This window comes from Modestobacter sp. L9-4 (assembly GCF_019112525.1).
Classification (GTDB): Bacteria; Actinomycetota; Actinomycetes; order Mycobacteriales; family Geodermatophilaceae; genus Modestobacter.
In genome coordinates, this window is the sequence record NZ_CP077800.1 from 1005315 (window position 1) to 1021428 (window position 16114).

The 16114-nt window shown below is 73.4% G+C and carries 15 protein-coding genes; 2 read left to right on the plus strand and 13 right to left on the minus strand.

What is annotated here, in order from left to right:
• Window positions 1-35 precede the first annotated feature (35 nt).
• The gene (locus tag KUM42_RS04655) at window positions 36-833 is read right to left on the minus strand and encodes an aminoglycoside 3'-phosphotransferase (RefSeq protein ID WP_237495375.1); all 798 of its coding nucleotides are present in this window, start codon (window positions 831-833) and stop codon (window positions 36-38) included.
• 52 nt (window positions 834-885) lie between these two features.
• Between KUM42_RS04655 and KUM42_RS04660 the strand changes: the two genes are divergently transcribed.
• Together KUM42_RS04660 and KUM42_RS04665 are read left to right on the plus strand one after the other, a co-directional pair.
• Complete coding sequence (locus tag KUM42_RS04660) at window positions 886-1737, plus strand: DNA-formamidopyrimidine glycosylase family protein (RefSeq protein ID WP_237495377.1); 852 nt, start codon at window positions 886-888, stop codon at window positions 1735-1737.
• 34 nt (window positions 1738-1771) lie between these two features.
• Window positions 1772-2623: a DNA-formamidopyrimidine glycosylase family protein gene (locus KUM42_RS04665; protein WP_237495379.1), complete on the plus strand. Its 852-nt coding sequence runs from the start codon at window positions 1772-1774 to the stop codon at window positions 2621-2623.
• 99 nt (window positions 2624-2722) lie between these two features.
• On the opposite strand, the gene KUM42_RS04670 is transcribed toward KUM42_RS04665, so the two are convergent.
• The 12 genes from KUM42_RS04670 to rimO all read right to left on the minus strand — a co-directional run bounded on the left by KUM42_RS04670 (window position 2723) and on the right by rimO (window position 16027).
• Window positions 2723-3556, minus strand: a complete 834-nt coding sequence (locus KUM42_RS04670) for a PspA/IM30 family protein (RefSeq protein WP_237495381.1) — start codon at window positions 3554-3556, stop codon at window positions 2723-2725.
• 257 nt (window positions 3557-3813) lie between these two features.
• Window positions 3814-5442 carry a glucose-6-phosphate isomerase gene (pgi, locus tag KUM42_RS04675; protein WP_237495383.1) on the minus strand — a complete coding sequence of 543 codons (1629 nt, stop codon included), beginning with the start codon at window positions 5440-5442 and terminating at the stop codon, window positions 3814-3816.
• Window positions 5443-5565: 123 nt separating this feature from the next.
• Entirely contained in the window at window positions 5566-6852 is a 1287-nt protein-coding gene (locus KUM42_RS04680; RefSeq protein WP_237495385.1) for an ABC transporter ATP-binding protein, read from the minus strand.
• Between the two features lie 49 nt (window positions 6853-6901).
• The gene (locus KUM42_RS04685) at window positions 6902-7741 is read right to left on the minus strand and encodes a carbohydrate ABC transporter permease (protein WP_237495387.1); all 840 of its coding nucleotides are present in this window, start codon (window positions 7739-7741) and stop codon (window positions 6902-6904) included.
• Window positions 7741-8703 carry a carbohydrate ABC transporter permease gene (locus tag KUM42_RS04690; protein ID WP_237495389.1) on the minus strand — a complete coding sequence of 321 codons (963 nt, stop codon included), beginning with the start codon at window positions 8701-8703 and terminating at the stop codon, window positions 7741-7743. The genes KUM42_RS04685 and KUM42_RS04690 overlap by 1 nt, the downstream gene beginning before the upstream one ends.
• The gene (locus KUM42_RS04695; protein ID WP_237495391.1) at window positions 8700-9950 is read right to left on the minus strand and encodes an extracellular solute-binding protein; all 1251 of its coding nucleotides are present in this window, start codon (window positions 9948-9950) and stop codon (window positions 8700-8702) included. Before KUM42_RS04695 ends, KUM42_RS04690 begins: the two co-directional genes overlap by 4 nt.
• Before the next feature lie 212 nt (window positions 9951-10162).
• Complete coding sequence (locus KUM42_RS04700; RefSeq protein WP_237495393.1) at window positions 10163-11410, minus strand: DUF4032 domain-containing protein; 1248 nt, start codon at window positions 11408-11410, stop codon at window positions 10163-10165.
• Window positions 11411-11657: 247 nt separating this feature from the next.
• On the minus strand, window positions 11658-12458 hold the full coding sequence (locus KUM42_RS04705; RefSeq protein ID WP_237495395.1) for a TetR/AcrR family transcriptional regulator: 801 nt from the start codon (window positions 12456-12458) through the stop codon (window positions 11658-11660).
• 264 nt (window positions 12459-12722) lie between these two features.
• Entirely contained in the window at window positions 12723-13166 is a 444-nt protein-coding gene (locus KUM42_RS04710; RefSeq protein ID WP_237495396.1) for a helix-turn-helix domain-containing protein, read from the minus strand.
• 101 nt (window positions 13167-13267) lie between these two features.
• Window positions 13268-13843: a CinA family protein gene (locus KUM42_RS04715; RefSeq protein WP_237495398.1), complete on the minus strand. Its 576-nt coding sequence runs from the start codon at window positions 13841-13843 to the stop codon at window positions 13268-13270.
• Window positions 13840-14535, minus strand: coding sequence for a CDP-diacylglycerol--glycerol-3-phosphate 3-phosphatidyltransferase (gene pgsA, locus KUM42_RS04720; RefSeq protein ID WP_237495400.1), 696 nt, complete (start codon window positions 14533-14535; stop codon window positions 13840-13842). The genes KUM42_RS04715 and pgsA overlap by 4 nt, the downstream gene beginning before the upstream one ends.
• A gap of 4 nt (window positions 14536-14539) precedes the next feature.
• On the minus strand, window positions 14540-16027 hold the full coding sequence (gene rimO / locus KUM42_RS04725; protein WP_237495402.1) for a 30S ribosomal protein S12 methylthiotransferase RimO: 1488 nt from the start codon (window positions 16025-16027) through the stop codon (window positions 14540-14542).
• Window positions 16028-16114: the final 87 nt, after the last annotated feature.

Here is a 16114-nt window from a genome sequence, read left to right on the forward strand (position 1 = left end):
GCGGGGTCACCCTCACGGGCGAGCAGCGGGACCGGTCAGGGACCGGCGTCCCAGAGCAGCCGGTGGTACGCCGTCCGCTCCGGGTCCTCCGCGATGCCGTAGGCGTCGAGGAGCGGGCGCTCCCAGCCGGGGCCGTGGTTCCACTGCGTGCTCCACGTCGCCACGGCCAGGTCCGACCACCGGTCGGCCAGGCCCAGGGAGCCGAGGTCGACGTGGCCGGCCCACGTGCCGTCCTCGGCGAGGAGAGTGTTGGGCGCGCAGGCATCGCCGTGGCAGACCACCAGCAGGTCGTCGTCGGGGACGTCGGCCAGCCGGGCGAGCACCTCGGGCACCGACAACCCGGCGTGCTCGGGGTGCCACGACGCCGGGCGGAGGACGGCGGCGCGCCGGTGCACGTCGGCCACCCGGGTGCGCGCGGACCAGTCGAACGGGCAGTCCGCCACCGGGAGGGCGTCGTGCAGGGCGCGCAGGCCGGTGCCGATCGCCCGCACCGCGGTCAGTGGATCCGCCGTCCAGCGCGCGTCGACGGCACTGTCGCCGGGCAGCCCCGCGGTGAGCAGCCAGTCGCCGTCCGCGTCGCTGCCGGCGTCCAGCACCGGCGGCACGGGCGTGAACCGCGCCGCCCACCGCAGCCGCTGCGCCTCGCGGGCGATCGGCAGCCCGCTGCCGGCCGGTGCCCACTTGAGGAACCGTCGCCCAGCGCCCGACCCCAGCTGCCAGGTGACACCGCCGGCCCAGTTCTGCCAGACCGGCGCTGCCGGGACGCCACCGGCCAGCGCGCGCACCACCGGCGGCACCTCGAGGGGCCCGCGCGGCGGTCCGGAGAGCGTCACCCGGCGATCGTGGCACGGGCGCAGGCGGCACCGGACGGGGACGATGGACGGCGTGCCCGAGGGAGACACCGTGTGGCTGGCGGCCCAGCGGATGAACACCGCCCTCGCCGGGGCCGTCCTCACCCGGGGCGAGCTGCGCGTCCCCCGGCTCGCCGCGATCGACCTGACCGGCGCCACCGTCACCGAGGTGGTGCCGCGCGGCAAGCACATGCTCACCCGGCTCGCCGACGGCCGGACCCTGCACACCCACTACCGGATGGACGGCAGCTGGCACATCCAGCGCCCCGGCGCCCGGTGGCGCGGCGGGCCGGCCCACGAGGTCCGGGCGGTGCTGGTCACCGAGGAGTGGGAGTGCGTCGGCTACCGGCTGCACGACATGGCGCTGGTGCCCACCGCCCGCGAGGACGACGTGGTCGGCCACCTCGGACCCGACGTCCTCGGTCCCGACTGGGACGTCGAGGAGGCGCTGCGCCGGCTGCGGGCGCACCCCGACGAGCAGATCGGCGTCGCGATCCTGGACCAGCGCAACCTGGCCGGCCCGGGCAACCTCTACAAGACCGAGGCCCTGTTCCTCACCGGGGTGAACCCGTGGGCCCGGGTCGCCGACGTCCCGGACCTGCGCGCGCTGGTCGAGCGGGCCCGCACGCTGATGCTGGCCAACCGCGACCGCCCGGCGCAGAGCACCACCGGGATCACCCGCCGCGGCTGGGACCACTGGGTCGCCGGCCGGAAGGGCCGACCGTGCCGACGCTGCCGGACACCGATCGCGCTGGGCGACCAGGGCCCGGACCTGCAGGAGCGGGTCACCTGGTGGTGCCCCACCTGCCAGGCGACGCCGCTGCCGGTCGACCCGCGGGCCCGCACCGGCCTGCCCGGCACCGAGCCCCGTCGCGCCTCCTACTGAGGCGCGGACCCCGGCGGCCGGGGATCATGGGGGGATGCCCGAAGGAGACACCGTCTGGTTGGCCGCCAACCGGATGAACACCGCACTCGCCGGTGCCACGCTCACCAAGGGCGAGCTGCGGGTGCCCCAGCTGGCCACGGTCGACCTCGCCGGCGCGACGGTCACCGAGGTCGTCCCCCGCGGCAAGCACATGCTGACCCGCTTCGCCGACGGCCGCACGCTGCGCACGCACTACCGGATGGACGGCAGCTGGCACATCTACCGCAAGGGCACCCCGTGGAAGGGCGGGCCGGCGCACAGCATCCGGGCTGTCCTGTCCACCGACGCGTGGGACTGCGTCGGGTACCGGCTGCACGACATGACGATCGTCCCGACCAGTGCCGAGGGTGACCTGGTGGGCCACCTCGGCCCCGACGTGCTCGGCCCGGACTGGGACCTCGACGAGGCGCTGCGCCGGCTGCGGTCGCACCCCGACGAGCAGATCGGCGTCGCCATCCTGGACCAGCGGAACCTGGCCGGCATCGGCAACCTCTACAAGGTCGAGACGCTGTTCATGACCCGCACCCACCCCTGGACCCGGGTCGCCGACGTCCCCGACCTGCCGGGCCTGGTCACCCGCGCCCGCACCCTGATGCAGGCCAACCGCGACCACCCCGAGCAGAGCACCACCGGCTCGATGCGGCGCGGGGAGGACCACTGGGTGTTCGGCCGCAGGGGCCGACCGTGCCGCCGTTGCCGCACGACGATCCTGCTGGGAGACCAGGGGCCGGACACCCAGGAGCGGGTGACCTACTGGTGCCCGCAGTGCCAGGCCGCGCGCAGCCCGATCGACCCGCTCGCGCGCACCGGCGAGCCCGGCCACCCGGCGTCCATCGCCGCCACCTGACCCACCACCGCCGGACACGACGGAGCCCCGCCGTCCACCAGGACGACGGGGCTCCGGCTCCAGCTCGCCCCGAGAGGGTGGGCCGGTCGATCAGGTCGTTCAGGCGTGGTCGGGCCGCTCGGCCGACTGGTCGGCGCCCAGCGCGGTGCCGCCCACCGTGCCGCCGGACTCGATCGCCCCGGCGGCCTGGTTGCCGCTGATGGCCTGCGTGCCGCCGCCCATCGAGGCGCGGATCTCGGCGAGCCGCGAGGCACCGGCGACGTCGATGGTCGCCTTCTGCACCTCGAGCATGCGGCCCTCGACCGAGTTCTGCGCCAGCTCGGCGGAGCCGAGGGCGTTCGCGTAGCGGGCCTCGATCTTGTCGCGGACGTCGTTGAGCGAGGGGGTGTTGCCCGGCGCGGAGAGCTCGTTGACCGAGCGCAGCGAGGCCGAGACCTGCTCCTGCATCTTGGCCTGCTCCAGCTGCGACATGAGCTTGGTGCGCTCGGCCAGCGTCGACTGCAGCCGCATCCGGCTGGTCTCCACCGCGCCCTTGGCCTGCTCGGCGGCCTGCAGCGCCTCGTCGTGGCTCCGCTTGAGGTCCTCCGCCGCCTGCTCGGCGCTGACCAGCTGGGTGGCGAACGCCTGGGCGGCCTGCTCGTACTCGCCGGCCTTGTTCGCGTCACCGGCGGCCCGGGTCTGGTCGGCGAGGTTGAGCGCCTGCCGCGCCGAGGCCTGGAGCTTCTCGATCTCACCCAGCTGCCGGTTGAGCCGCATCTCCAGCTGGCGCTGGTTGCCCAGCACCGCGGCGGCCTGGTTGGCCAGGGCCTGGTGCCGCTGCTGCTCGGCCTCGATCGCCTGCTGGATCTGGATCTTCGGGTCGGCGCGCTGGTCGATCTGGTCGTTGGCCGAGGCCGTGAGGTACTTCCACAGCTTCACGAACGGGTTCGGCATGGCTCCTCCTGATCCGGTGCGCCGGTCCACCGGGCGGTGGACGGCGCGATCCGGGCGACGCTGTCGTCGATCATGGTCTCAGGCTCAGTACCCGGGCAGCCACCGCTGACCCGCGCCGCCGCCGGCACCCGCCGTCGGGCGACGTCCGGGTGCACCGACGGCTGTCCTCCCGCACCGGCGTCGGTGCGGGAGGACAGCCGTCGACCGAGGTCACCCCGTCCACGTCCCCCGTGCAGGTGCGTGCCCGGGGTGCGCCGTCAGGGGCGGCCGCGGAGGCGGCGGTAGTGCTGCACGAGCGCGACGGTCGAGGGGTCGGAGTCGATCTCCGGCGCGGTCTCGCTGGTCAGGGCCGGAGCGAGCTCACGGGCCATGACCTTGCCCAGCTCCACGCCCCACTGGTCGAAGGAGTCGATCTGCCAGATGACGCCCTCGACGAACACGGTGTGCTCGTAGAAGGCGATCAGCTGACCCAGCGTGGACGGCGTCAGCTTCGGCGCCAGGATCGTGGTCGAGGGCCGGTTGCCCGGCATGACCTTGTGCGGGACGACGGCGGCAGCGGTGCCGTCGGCGGCGACCTCCTCGGCGGTCTTGCCGAAGGCCAGCGCGGAGCTCTGCGCGAACATGTTGGCCATCAGCAGGTCGTGCATGTCGCCGGTGTCGTGGTTGGGCTCGCCGAAGCCGATGAAGTCGGCCGGGACGATGCTGGTGCCCTGGTGCAGCAGCTGGTGGAACGCGTGCTGGCCGTTGGTGCCCGGCTCGCCCCAGTAGACCTCGCCGGTCGACGTCGTCACCGGCTCGCCGTCGAACTGCACGGACTTGCCGTTGCTCTCCATCGTCAGCTGCTGCAGGTAGGCCGGCAGCCGCGACAGGTACTGGCTGTAGGGCAGGACGGCGTGGGTCTGGGCCCCGAAGAAGTTCGTGTACCAGACGTTGAGCAGGCCCTGCAGGACCGGCAGGTTCTCTGCCAGCGGGGTGGTGCGGAAGTGCTCGTCGACGGCATGGAAGCCGGCCAGCATCTCGCCGTAGTGCTCGCGGCCGATGGCGACCATCAGCGACAGGCCGACGGCGGAGGTGAAGGAGTAGCGCCCGCCCACCCAGTCCCAGAAGCCGAACATGTTGTCGGTGTCGATGCCGAACTCGGCCACGGCGTCGGCGTTGGTGCTCACCGCGACGAAGTGCTTGGCCACGGCCGAGGCGTCGCCGCCCACGCCGGCGAGCAGCCAGTCGCGGGCCACGGTGGCGTTGGTCAGCGTCTCCAGCGTGGTGAACGTCTTGGAGCAGACGACGAACAGCGTGGTGGCCGGGTCCAGGTCGCGGGTCTTCTCGAAGAAGTCCGTCGGGTCGATGTTGGACACGAAGCGGGCGGTGAGGCCGCGGTCGCTGTAGTCGGCCAGCGCGAGGTAGGCCATCGCCGGGCCGAGGTCGGAGCCGCCGATGCCGATGTTGACCACCGCGGTGATCTTCTCGCCGGTCGCGCCCCGCCACTCACCGGACCGCACGCGGTCGGCGAAGTCGCCCATCTTGTCCAGCACCGCGTGCACGTCGGCCGTGACGTCCTGCCCGTCGACGGTCAGCGGCACCGACGCCGGGGCGCGCAGCGCGGTGTGCAGCACGGCGCGGTCCTCGGTGACGTTGATGTGCTCACCGGTGAACATCGCCTCGATCTTCGCCGGCAGGCCCGCCTTCTCGGCGAGGGCGACCAGCAGCTGCACCGTCTCGTCGGTGACCCGGTGCTTGGACCAGTCGACGTAGAGGTCACCCGCCGTGCCGGTGAGCCGGGTGCCACGCTCGGCGTCCTCGGCGAACAGCTCGCGCAGCGTGCGGGCTGACACCCCGCGGTGGTGGTCGGCGAGGGCCGCCCACTCGTCGGTCGAGGTGATGTCCATGCTGGTGCCTCCAACGGTCCGGCCAGGGTCGGTCGGGGAGTGCGCAGCCGGGACACGCGACAAACCCCCGGCGCGATCATCCCCGGCCGCACCCGGCCCCCGCACAGCGGTCCCGGCGGCCGGTCAGGCCGCCCCGACCGACGTCGCCCCGGTCCGGGCGCCGCTGGTGCCGGCGCTCCGCTGCTGCGCCTCCCCGACCTGCTCGAGCCGGTCCTCGGTGGCCATCCGGGTCAGCGCGGCGCCGGCCTCGGCGTCCCGGGTGAGGTTCTCCCCCGAGTGCGGGTCGAACACGTGCACCTTGCGGGTGTCGAGCCAGAACTCCGCCTCCCGGCCCTCGCGGATCCGGCTGGTCGAGTCGATGGACACGATCGCCTGGGTGCGCAGCTCCTCGGCGTCGAGCTCCTTGGACAGCTCGCGCAGCTGGGTGCGGATCGCCTCCGGCGCCTCGTAGGGGATGTAGGCGTACTGCTGGTCGCCCAGCCACTCGGTGACGTCGACCCGCGCGCGGAACACCGAGCCCAGCGGGCGCTTGGCCTCGTCGACCAGCGAGGCGTCCTCGAAGTACTCCGGCCGGATGCCGACGAGCAGCAGGTCGCGGCCGGCGACGGCGGCGGCCCGGCGCTCGTCGAGGTCGATCGTGCCGAACGGCGTGGTCAGCCGGGCGCCGTCCACGGTGGCGGGCAGGAAGTTCATCGGCGGGGAGCCGATGAAGCCGGCGACGAAGAGGTTGACCGGCTGGTCGTAGAGCTCCCGCGGGGAGGCGACCTGCTGGATCTTCCCCTTGCGCAGCACGCAGACCCGGTCGCCGAGGGTCATCGCCTCGGTCTGGTCGTGGGTGACGTAGACGGTGGTGATGCCCAGCCGGCGCTGCAGCCGGGAGATCTCCGTGCGCATCTGGCCGCGCAGCTTGGCGTCGAGGTTGCTCAGCGGCTCGTCGAAGAGGAACGCCTCGGCCTGCCGCACGATCGCCCGGCCCATGGCCACCCGCTGCCGCTGGCCGCCGGAGAGGTTGGCGGGCTTGCGCTCCAGGTGCTCGTGCAGCTCCAGGACGTCGGCGGCCTCGTTGACCCGCTTGCGGACCTCGCCGTCCTCCATCTTGGCCAGCCGCAGCGGGAAGGCGATGTTCTCGAACACCGTCAGGTGGGGGTACAGCGCGTAGTTCTGGAAGACCATCGACAGGTTCCGCTCCCGCGGGGCCTTGTCGTTGACCCGGGTGCCGCCGATGACCATGTCGCCGCTGGTGATGTCCTCCAGGCCCACGATCATCCGCAGCAGGGTCGACTTCCCGCAGCCCGAGGGCCCGACCAGGATCATGAACTCCCCGTCGGCGACGTCCAGGCTCACGTCGTTGACCGCCGGGAACCCGTCGCCGTACTGCTTCACGATGTGCTTCATCTCGATCGATGCCACAGCAGAGTCCTCTCGGTTGTGCGGAGTCGGTGGGGCGGGTGGGGGGTGCTCAGCCCTTGACGGCGCCGTTGGTGAGGCCGGCGACGATGCGCCGCTGGAAGACGAGCACGAGGGCGACCACGGGGATGGTGACGATGACCGCGGCAGCCGCGATCGCACCGGTGGGGTCCTCGAACTGGGAGGCCCCCGAGAACAGGCCCAGCGCGGCCGGCACCGGCCGGGCGGCGCTGGTCGAGGTCAGCGAGATGCCGTAGACGAAGTCGTTCCAGGCGATGAAGAAGGCGATGATCGCGGTGGTGAACACCCCGGGTGCGGCCAGCGGCACGATCACCTTGCGGAACGCCTGCCAGGTGGTCGCCCCGTCCACCTGGGCGGCCTGCTCCATCTCCCAGGGGATCTCGCGGAAGAACGCCGACATGGTCCAGATCGAGATCGGCAGGGTCAGCGACAGGTACGGGATGATCAGCCCCGGCCAGGTGTCGTAGAGGCCGATGTTGCGCCACAGGTTGAACAGCGGCGTCACGATCGAGATCACCGGGAAGATCGCCACGCCCAGGGCGGTACCCAGGATCAGCTTCTTGCCGGGGAAGTCCAGCCGGGCGATCGCGTAGGCGGCGAACATCGCCAGCAGGCACGAGATGAACGTGGCGATCAGGCAGATCCCGAAGGAGTTCCGCAGCGCCGGGAGGAACAGGTCCCCGCCGGCGCCGGTGAGGATGCCGGTGTAGTTCTCCCGGGTCGCCGTCCCGCCGGTGGGCAGGAACTGGCCGTTGGCCAGGTCACCGGGCGCCTTGAACGACAGCGAGACGATCCAGGCGACCGGGAACAGCGCGTAGACCACGATCGCGACCCCGGCGACGATCCACCAGGTCTTCTCCTTCGTCGACATCAGCCCTCCCCTCGCGCCGAGGCCAGGTCGACCTTGAAGCCCTTGATGAACAGCGCCGCGATCCCCACGACCACCAGGAACAGCAGCACCGACACCGCAGACCCCAGGCCGATCTCCAGCCGGGAGATGGTCTGCCGATAGGCCAGGAAGGACACCGACTCGGTGTTGTTGGCCCCGGCGGTCATCACGAAGATCGAGTCGAAGACGCGGAAGGCGTCCAGGGTGCGGAACAGCAGCGCGACCATGATCGCGGCCTTCATGTTCGGCAGCGTCACCTTCCGCAGCCGCTGCCACCAGGTGGCGCCGTCGACCTTGGCCGCCTCCTGCAGCACCTCCGGCACCTGCGCCAGGCCGGCCAGCAGGAGCAGGGAGATGAACGGCGTCGTCTTCCAGATCTCGGCGATGCAGACGACGAACAGCGCCGACCACTGCCCGCCGAACCAGTCGGTGTCCGCGCCGATGCCCGGCAGCCAGCCGAACCAGGTGTTGACGAACCCGGTGTCGATGGCGAAGGCGAACCGCCAGGCGAACGCCGAGACCACGGTGATGACCGCGTACGGGATGAGGATCGCCGCCCGCAGCACCGGCCGGATCGCCTTCAGCGCCTTGGCCATCACGAAGGCCAGCGCAAAGCCGAGCACCAGCTCGACGGCCACGGTGACGAGGGTGATGAGGACGGTCACGCCCATCGAGATCCACCACGTGGAGTCCGACAGGATCACCAGGTAGTTGCTCAGCCCGGTGAAGGAGCGGTTGTCCGGGTCGGTGAGCCGGTAGTCGAACAGCGAGTCGTAGACCGCCTGCAGGATCGGGTAGGCGGTCACCAGCAGCATCACCGCCAGCGCCGGGCCGGCCAGCAGCCAGCCGAGCTTGCGCTCGCTGCGCGCCCGGTCGCTGGTCGTGTGCCCCGGTGCGGAGACCGGCTGGGTCTTCTCCGACGGTGGGAGGGTCGTGGTGGTCACAGCAGTTGCTCCTTCCGCAGCACCGCGGTGATGAACTCGGTGGCCTCGCGCGGCGTCGTGGCCGGGTCGACCGACCCGGTCGGGTGGTAGCGGCGCTGCAGGCCGCCGGTGACCTCGCTGTAGTAGGCGGTCAGCGGTCGCGGCGCCGCCTGCTCCAGCGACTCCCGGATCGTCTCCGCCATCGGGAAGGCCTCGACCACCTCCGGGTCGTCGTAGACCGTGGTGTCCGACGCCGCGTTGCCGTCGTGGACGAAGTAGTAGGCCTGGTTCTCCGTCGAGGTGATGCACTCGGTCGCGTCGTAGGCGAGGTCGGGGTGCTCGCTCAGCGCACCGACGCCGAGGTTGATCCCGCCGTAGGGCGGGGCGCTCTCGGTGCCCTCGTCGACCTGGGGGTACAGCGCCCAGCCGTAGTCGTCGACGGTGGCCTGGTCCATCGTGCCGTCCTCGACCTTGCCGAGGGCCCGGGCGTAGACGAACGAGTAGTTGACCATGAAGCCGCCGTCGGCGGACTCGAAGCCGGTGGCCGTCGAGTCCTCGTTCGCCGTCGACAGCGCCGGCCCGGTCTGCCCGCTGTTGGAGATGTCGCGCATCAGCTCGGTGGCCCGGCGTCCGGCGTCGGACTCCAGGCCGAGGGTGACCTGCTCGGGGTCGGTGGAGTTCTCGGCGATGATCGACCCACCGGCGGACTCGATGAGCGCGTTGAACCACACGGTCAGCGCCTCGGCGCGGATCCCCTGGACGCCGATGAGCTTGTCCTGGTCCTGGGCCGCGGACACCACCTGGTCCCAGGTGACCGGCTTGGTCATGTCCAGCCCGGCGGCCTCGGCGACGGACTTGCGGTACCAGAGCAGCTGGGTGTTCGACCAGAACGGGACGGCGACCAGCTGGTCCTCCCAGGTCGAGGTCTCCACCGCGGCCGGGACGACGTCCTCGGTGACGCGGCCGGCCAGCTCCGGGGGCACCGGGGCGAGGAAGCCGGCCTGGGCGAACTCCGGGACGAAGATCGGGTCCAGGCTCATCAGGTCGATCGAGGTGTCGTTGGCGGCCAGCCGCCGGACCAGCTGCTCGCGCTGCGCGGAGGCCTCACGGGGCAGCGTCGCGGTCTCGATCCGGTAGCGGCCACCGGCGGCCTCGGTGCACCGCGCGGCGATCTCGGTCTGCCCACCGGCGTCGGGGTTGGTGTACCAGGTCAGCGTCGGGACGCCGCCGGACCCGCCGCCGCAGGCGGCTAGCGTGGAGGCGACCACCCCGGCCGCGGCCGCACCGGCCAGGGCCCGCCGCCACCGCCGGCCGAGCGGACCTGCGCGCCCACCCCGTCCTGCGTCGTCCCCAGCCCTGAACGCGTCCGGCACGGTGCACCGCCTCCGTCGGTCCGCGGGGACCTCGTCGTCCCCGTGGACCTCGGAGAGTGGCCTGGGTCACAGGCGGTGTCAACCGGGCGGACGCCGAGTTGATCAGCTCACGCGGGCGTGTGGGCCGGCGTCGCGCGGTGGGCCCGCACCGAGGGGGTGGTGAGCACCGCCGGGGTGCGGGGCAGCACGTTCTGCACGTAGGAGCGGGCGGCCGCCCACGTGCCCACGTCGAAGCCGGCCTGCTCGGAGAGGAACCAGCGGTGCTCGAGCACCTCGTGGAAGACCTCCGCGGGCTCCAGCCGTCCCGCCAGCTCCTCGGGCACCGCGCGCACGACCGGCTGGTAGACGTCGGTGAGCCAGCGCCGCGCGGCCTCCCCCTCCGGCACCGTGCCCCCCGTCCGCTGCTCGAGGTAGGCCCGGTAGGAGCGCAGGTCGTTGAGCAGCCGCAGCGCCTGCTTCTCCTGCACCTCCAGCCCGGTCAGCCGGACCAGCTCGTGCCGGTGCTGGCCCGGCTCGGCGACCCGGGTCTCCACCCGCAGCCGCGCCCCCTCGGGCGAGGTGACCAGCTCGATCTCGCCGACGTCGAAGCCCAGGTCGTTGATCCGCTGCAGCCGCTCGGCGACCCGCACCGCCTGCTCGTCGACCCGGAAGACCTCCTCGCGGGTCACCTCGTCCCACAGCGCCTCGTAGCGCGCCGGCAGGCTGTTGGCGATCTCCACCGGGTCGAGCTCGGGCGGCAGCAGCTCACCGGCCTGCAGGTCCATCAGCTCGGCCCCCACCCGCTCGCGGGCCAGCTCGAGGTCGTAGGCGCGCTTGCCCGCCGACAGGCTCGGGTAGCGCTCGGCGGTCTCGGCGTCGACGAGGTAGGCGGTGTAGGTGCCGGCGTCGGGGAGGAACAGCGTGTTCGACAGCGAGCAGTCACCCCAGTAGACGCCGGCCAGGTGCAGCCGCACGATCAGCTGCACCAGGGTGTCCAGCAGCAGGTCCGGCTCCCCGGCGCGCGGCCCGGAGAACAGGTAGCGGTAGGACATGGAGTACTCGAGGTAGCGGGTGACCAGGATGGCCTGCTGGTCGTCGGGCCGGTCGAAGCAGATGCCCAGCGCCGTGACCGAGGGCAGCCCCTCGGCCTCGAACTCGCCGAGCAGCGCGTACTCGTGCCGGGCCAGCGGCTCGGCGATCTCCTTCAGCGCGTAGACGTTGCCCTCGCTCACGGTGAACCGGACGACGTGCCGGGAGATGCCGCGCTGCGGCACCTCCAGCAGGAGGTCCTCGTCCCACTCCTCCAGCGGCTGGTCCCACGGCAGGGACAGCAAGCCCGCCGCCTCGGCGGCCGGGGGCCGGAACAGGTACCGCATCGCGCGCTCCCGGGGTGGTGGGTCAGGAGGTGGAGGGCCAGGAATGGGTGGGTCGGGAGGAGGCGGCGCCGGGGTGCCGCCGGGTCACCTTGTCACGGATGGCACGACCGGACGGTCCCGCTGCGGTGTGAGGTCGGCCGGGACGACGGCCGTCCGGGTCGACCACCCCGATCCGCTCCCCGGTGCTCCCGGCGCCGGCCGGTGAGCACCCCCCGGTCCGCTCCCCCTCGCCGGCGCTCCCCCGGCCTCAGCCGACGAGCTGCCCGGTGACGACGGCGGCCTGCGCGGCGCGCTCCTGCACCGTGCCCGGCTGCAGCACCAGGCCGAGCAGCCAGCGGCAGACCAGCTCGGCCTCGGGGCGGGAGATCCGCAGCGCGGACCCCAGGGTCACCACGATGTCGCCCCAGCGCTCGGCGTCCAGCGTCATCATGTGCACCAGCGTCTCGGGCTCGTTCTCCGCCAGCCGGCGCAGCACCGGGTGGCCGCCGACCTCCTCGGCCAGCGCCGGCACGGCCACGGTCAGCGGCAGCTCCGCCGCCAGGGCCGAGAGCCGGTCGAGCTCGAAGGCGATCAGGGCGTGCGCGACGTCGTCCTTGGTGCGGAAGTGGTTGTACAGCGTGGCCTTGGCGACGTTGGCCGCCGCGGCGATGTGCTGCATGGTCGTCTTCTTGACCCCGCGCTCGGCGAAGGCGGTGCGGGCCCCGGCGAGCAGCCCGCGGCGGGTGCGGCTCATGGCCGTGCCGGTGCGGGCCGCCGGACGGCGGGGGTCCGGGCGCGGGCCGGTCGCGATGGGCCGCGGCGCGGGGACGGCGACGGCCAGCGACGGCACCGGCGCCGTGTACTGGTGACCGGGGGCCGGGGGCTGCAGGAACGCGGCGCCGGCCGGCACCGGCGTGGTCAGGTGCTGCCCGCCGACGGCCGCGGCCTCGGCAGCGGCCGCCTCGGCGGCGTGGGCCTCCAGCACCGTGACCCCGCCACGCGCGCCGGCGGCCGGCACCGGGAGCGAGGGGTGCTGCGGCTGCGAGGAGCGGGATCCGGGGGAAGACATGGACTCTTTGTGCCTCCCCGGTCGCACCGGGTCAAGGAGGTGGACACCGAGCGATGTGCGTGTCGTACGCCCACACCCGCCGTGGACGATCCGGCAGCCCCGTGACCGGAACCGGGACGCGCCGCTGACCAGCCTGTACGGACCCGGCCCAGGACGACCAGCGTCCAGAGCTGCCCGCCGGTCCCACCGAGGACCAGTCCCACCCGCCCCACGGTCGGTCGCTGGCGGGGACCCGCTGCGAGCCTGCGAGCGGTGCGGCCTCGTTCAGGCAGCGAGGGAGACGGCGCCGCGCGCGCGGGCGGCCGACCGGGGGGCCTGACCCCCGCCGACCAGCGCCAGGGCCGGCTCGGCGACCGGCGCCTCGACGGCTCCGGTGTCCTGCCCGGCGGGCTCGTCGCCGGCAGCGGCAGCAGCGTCGTCCTCGCGGGTGCCCGGGTGGGCCAGCGCGACCGGCCGCACCGGGCGGCCGGCCGGGTCGGCGAGCCGCATCTCCAGGCTCACCTCGGCCAGCAGGTCGGCGAGCTCGACGTCGAGGGCGTCGCAGATGGACGCCAGCAGCTCGGAGGAGGCCTCCTTCTGCCCACGCTCGACCTCCGAGAGGTAGCCCAGGCTGACCCGGGCCTCACCGGAGACGTCGCGGAGCGTGCGCCGCTGCCGCAGGCGGTGACCCCGCAGCGTGTTGCCGAGCTGGGTCCGCAGCAGCGTCATGGCCGTCTCCTGTCCACTCTGGCGAGCGCGTCGAACGAGCAGCGGCACCGGCGGAGGTCCGCCGGACACCGTGTGCTCACCGTACGCGGCCGAGACCCCGGTCACCGTGCGGAGCCGGGCCCGTCCGCTCCAGGCGTAACGCTCCGTGCACCGTCCGCGTTCCCCTCCGCCGGACCGTCGGGGAGGGGGTGCTCGGCCAGCCGGTCGAGCAGCCGCCGGAACGCCGTCTCGACCGCGGCGGCCCGCACCTGCGCCCGGTCGCCGGGCAGGTCCAGCTCGTGCACGACGGTGACCAGGCCGTCGCTGAGCCCCAGGTAGACCCGACCCGGGGCGTGCCCGTCGACGGGGTCGGGGCCGGCCACGCCGGTCAGCCCGATCCCCCAGGTCGCCCCGCACCGACTGCGGATCCCCTCGGCCAACGCGGCGGCGGCGGGCTCGCTGACCGGGCCGTGGGCGGCGAGCAGGTCCGCGGGGACGCCGGCGAGGGTGGTCTTCAGGTCGGTGGCGTAGACGACCGCCCCACCGCGCAGGGTGGCGCTCGCCCCGGGCACCGAGGCGAGGGTGGCGCAGAACAGGCCGGCGGTGAGCGACTCGGCGGCCGCGACGGTCTCCCGGCGGGCGAGCAGGGCCTCGTGGACGCGCTGGACCGTCGAGGTCCCGGGGCCGGGCCCGGTCATGCCGCGGTGTCCCGCCTGGCCTCACCGGCGTCGGCGGCGTCCCCGGTCGCACCGGCGGAGCGGCGCTGGGCGGCGGCCGCCATGGCCCGCGCGCTGGTGCGACGCAGGGTGAGCGCCCGGTAGACGTAGTCGATCCCGGTGACCACGGTGAGCACCACCGCGGCGGCCATGACCCACCAGCGGGCGGTGCCGAAGAGCCCGTCCAGCGGCAGGATGTACATGCCGATGGCCAGCGCCTGCAGCACGGTCTTGGCCTTGCCGCCGCGGCTGGCGGCGATGACGCCGTGCCGGATGACCCAGAACCGCAGCAGGGTCACCCCCACCTCGCGGACGAGCACGACGGTGGTGACCCACCACGGCAGCAGCCCCAGGACCGAGAGCCCGAGCAGCGCGGTGCCGGTGAGCGCCTTGTCCGCGATCGGGTCGGCGAGCTTGCCGAACTCGGTGACCTGGTTGGTGCGCCGGGCGATCATCCCGTCGTAGCGGTCGGTGATGATCGCCAGGGCGAAGAACAGCGTGGCCCAGCCGCGGCGGCCGTCGTCCATCCCGCCGTCGGAGAGCAGCAGCAGCGCGAACAGCGGGACGACCGCCAGCCGCAGCACGGTCAGCGCGTTGGGCAGGTTGACCAGGCGCGCGGTCTGCGGCGGGGTCGCCGCAGGATCGGCTGCCCCGTCCGGTACCAGCGCGCTCATGGCCTCAGACCCCGGCCGGCACGGCCAGCGTCGGGTCCCAGGCGGTCGAGCCGGTGGACACGACCACCCGGGCGACGAGGTCCACGCCCTCGGTGTCGACCACCTCGGCGCGCACGACCTGCCCGGCCACCGCGCCCTCGGGCACCCCGGTCACGGTGGTGGTGCCGTCGGCGTCCGGGTCCTGGTGGGCGGCGTGCCCGCCCCAGGTGCCGGGCTCGGTCGCAGCACCCAGGTCGTCGGTGAGCAGCACCTCGACGACCGTGCCGATGCGCTCCTCGGCCCGCTGGGCGGTGAGCTCCTCGACCAGGTCGGTGATCCGCCGCACCCGGGCGTCGATCTCGTCCTGGTCGAGCTTGCCGGGCAGCGTGAGCGCCTCGGTGCCGTCCTCGTCGGAGTAGCCGAACACGCCGACGGCGTCCAGGCGGCCCTCGACGAGGAAGCGCTCGAGCTCGGCGACGTCGGCCTCGGTCTCGCCGGGGAAGCCGAGGATGACGTTGGTGCGGAACCCCGCACCCGGGGCCAGCGAGCGCGCCCGGTCGATGATGCCGAGGAAGTCGTCGGTGCCGCCGAACCGGCGCATGCGGCGCAGCAGGGTCGGCGAGGAGTGCTGGAACGACAGGTCGAAGTAGGGCGCGACACCCGGCGTCGTGGCGATGGTCTCCAGCAGGCCGGGGCGCAGCTCGGCGGGCTGCAGGTAGGCCACCCGCACCCGCACGATGCCCGGGACCGCGGCCAGCTGCGGGAGCAGCTTCTCCAGCGAGCGGAGGTCGCCGACGTCCTTGCCGTAGGAGGTGGAGTTCTCGCTGACCAGCACGATCTCCGTGACGCCCTGCGAGGCCAGCCAGTGCGCCTCGCCGAGGACCTCACCGGCCGGGCGGGAGACGAACGAGCCGCGGAACGCCGGGATGGCGCAGAAGGAGCAGCGGCGGTCGCAGCCCGACGCGATCTTCAGCGCCGCCGAGGGGCCGCTGGCCAGCCGCTTGCGGCGCAGCCAGTCGTGGCCGGGGATGGCGGGGGCGTCGGGCGCCTGGACGGCGGCGGTGCGGTCGACCGGGCTGATCGGCAGCAGCATCCGCCGGTCCTGCGGGGTGTGCGGCACCAGCGGGCGCCCGGTGAGGACGTCGTCGAGCCGGTCGCCGATGGTGGCGTAGTCGTCGAAGCCCAGCACGGTGGCCTCCGGCAGCGCGCCGGCGAGCTCGGAGCCGTACCGCTCGGCCATGCAGCCCACCGCGACGACCTGCGCACCGGAGTCGGTGGCGGCGAGGATCGCGTCGACGGAGTCCTTCTTGGCGCTCTCGATGAACCCGCAGGTGTTCACCAGGACCGCGTCGGCGTCCTCGGCGTCGGCGACCAGCTCGTAGCCGTCACCGGCGAGGCGTCCGGCGAGCTCCTCGGAGTCGACCTCGTTGCGGGCGCAGCCCAGCGTGACGACGGCGACCCGCCGAGCGCCGGAGTGCTGAGCAGCGAGGATCTGCCCTTCGGGGGACGTCATGGGACGGGGCAGGGCAGGCACCTGACCATCCTATGCGCCGGGAGGCCGACCGCCGGGGAGACCAGCGCCACCCTCACCCCGGCCCCC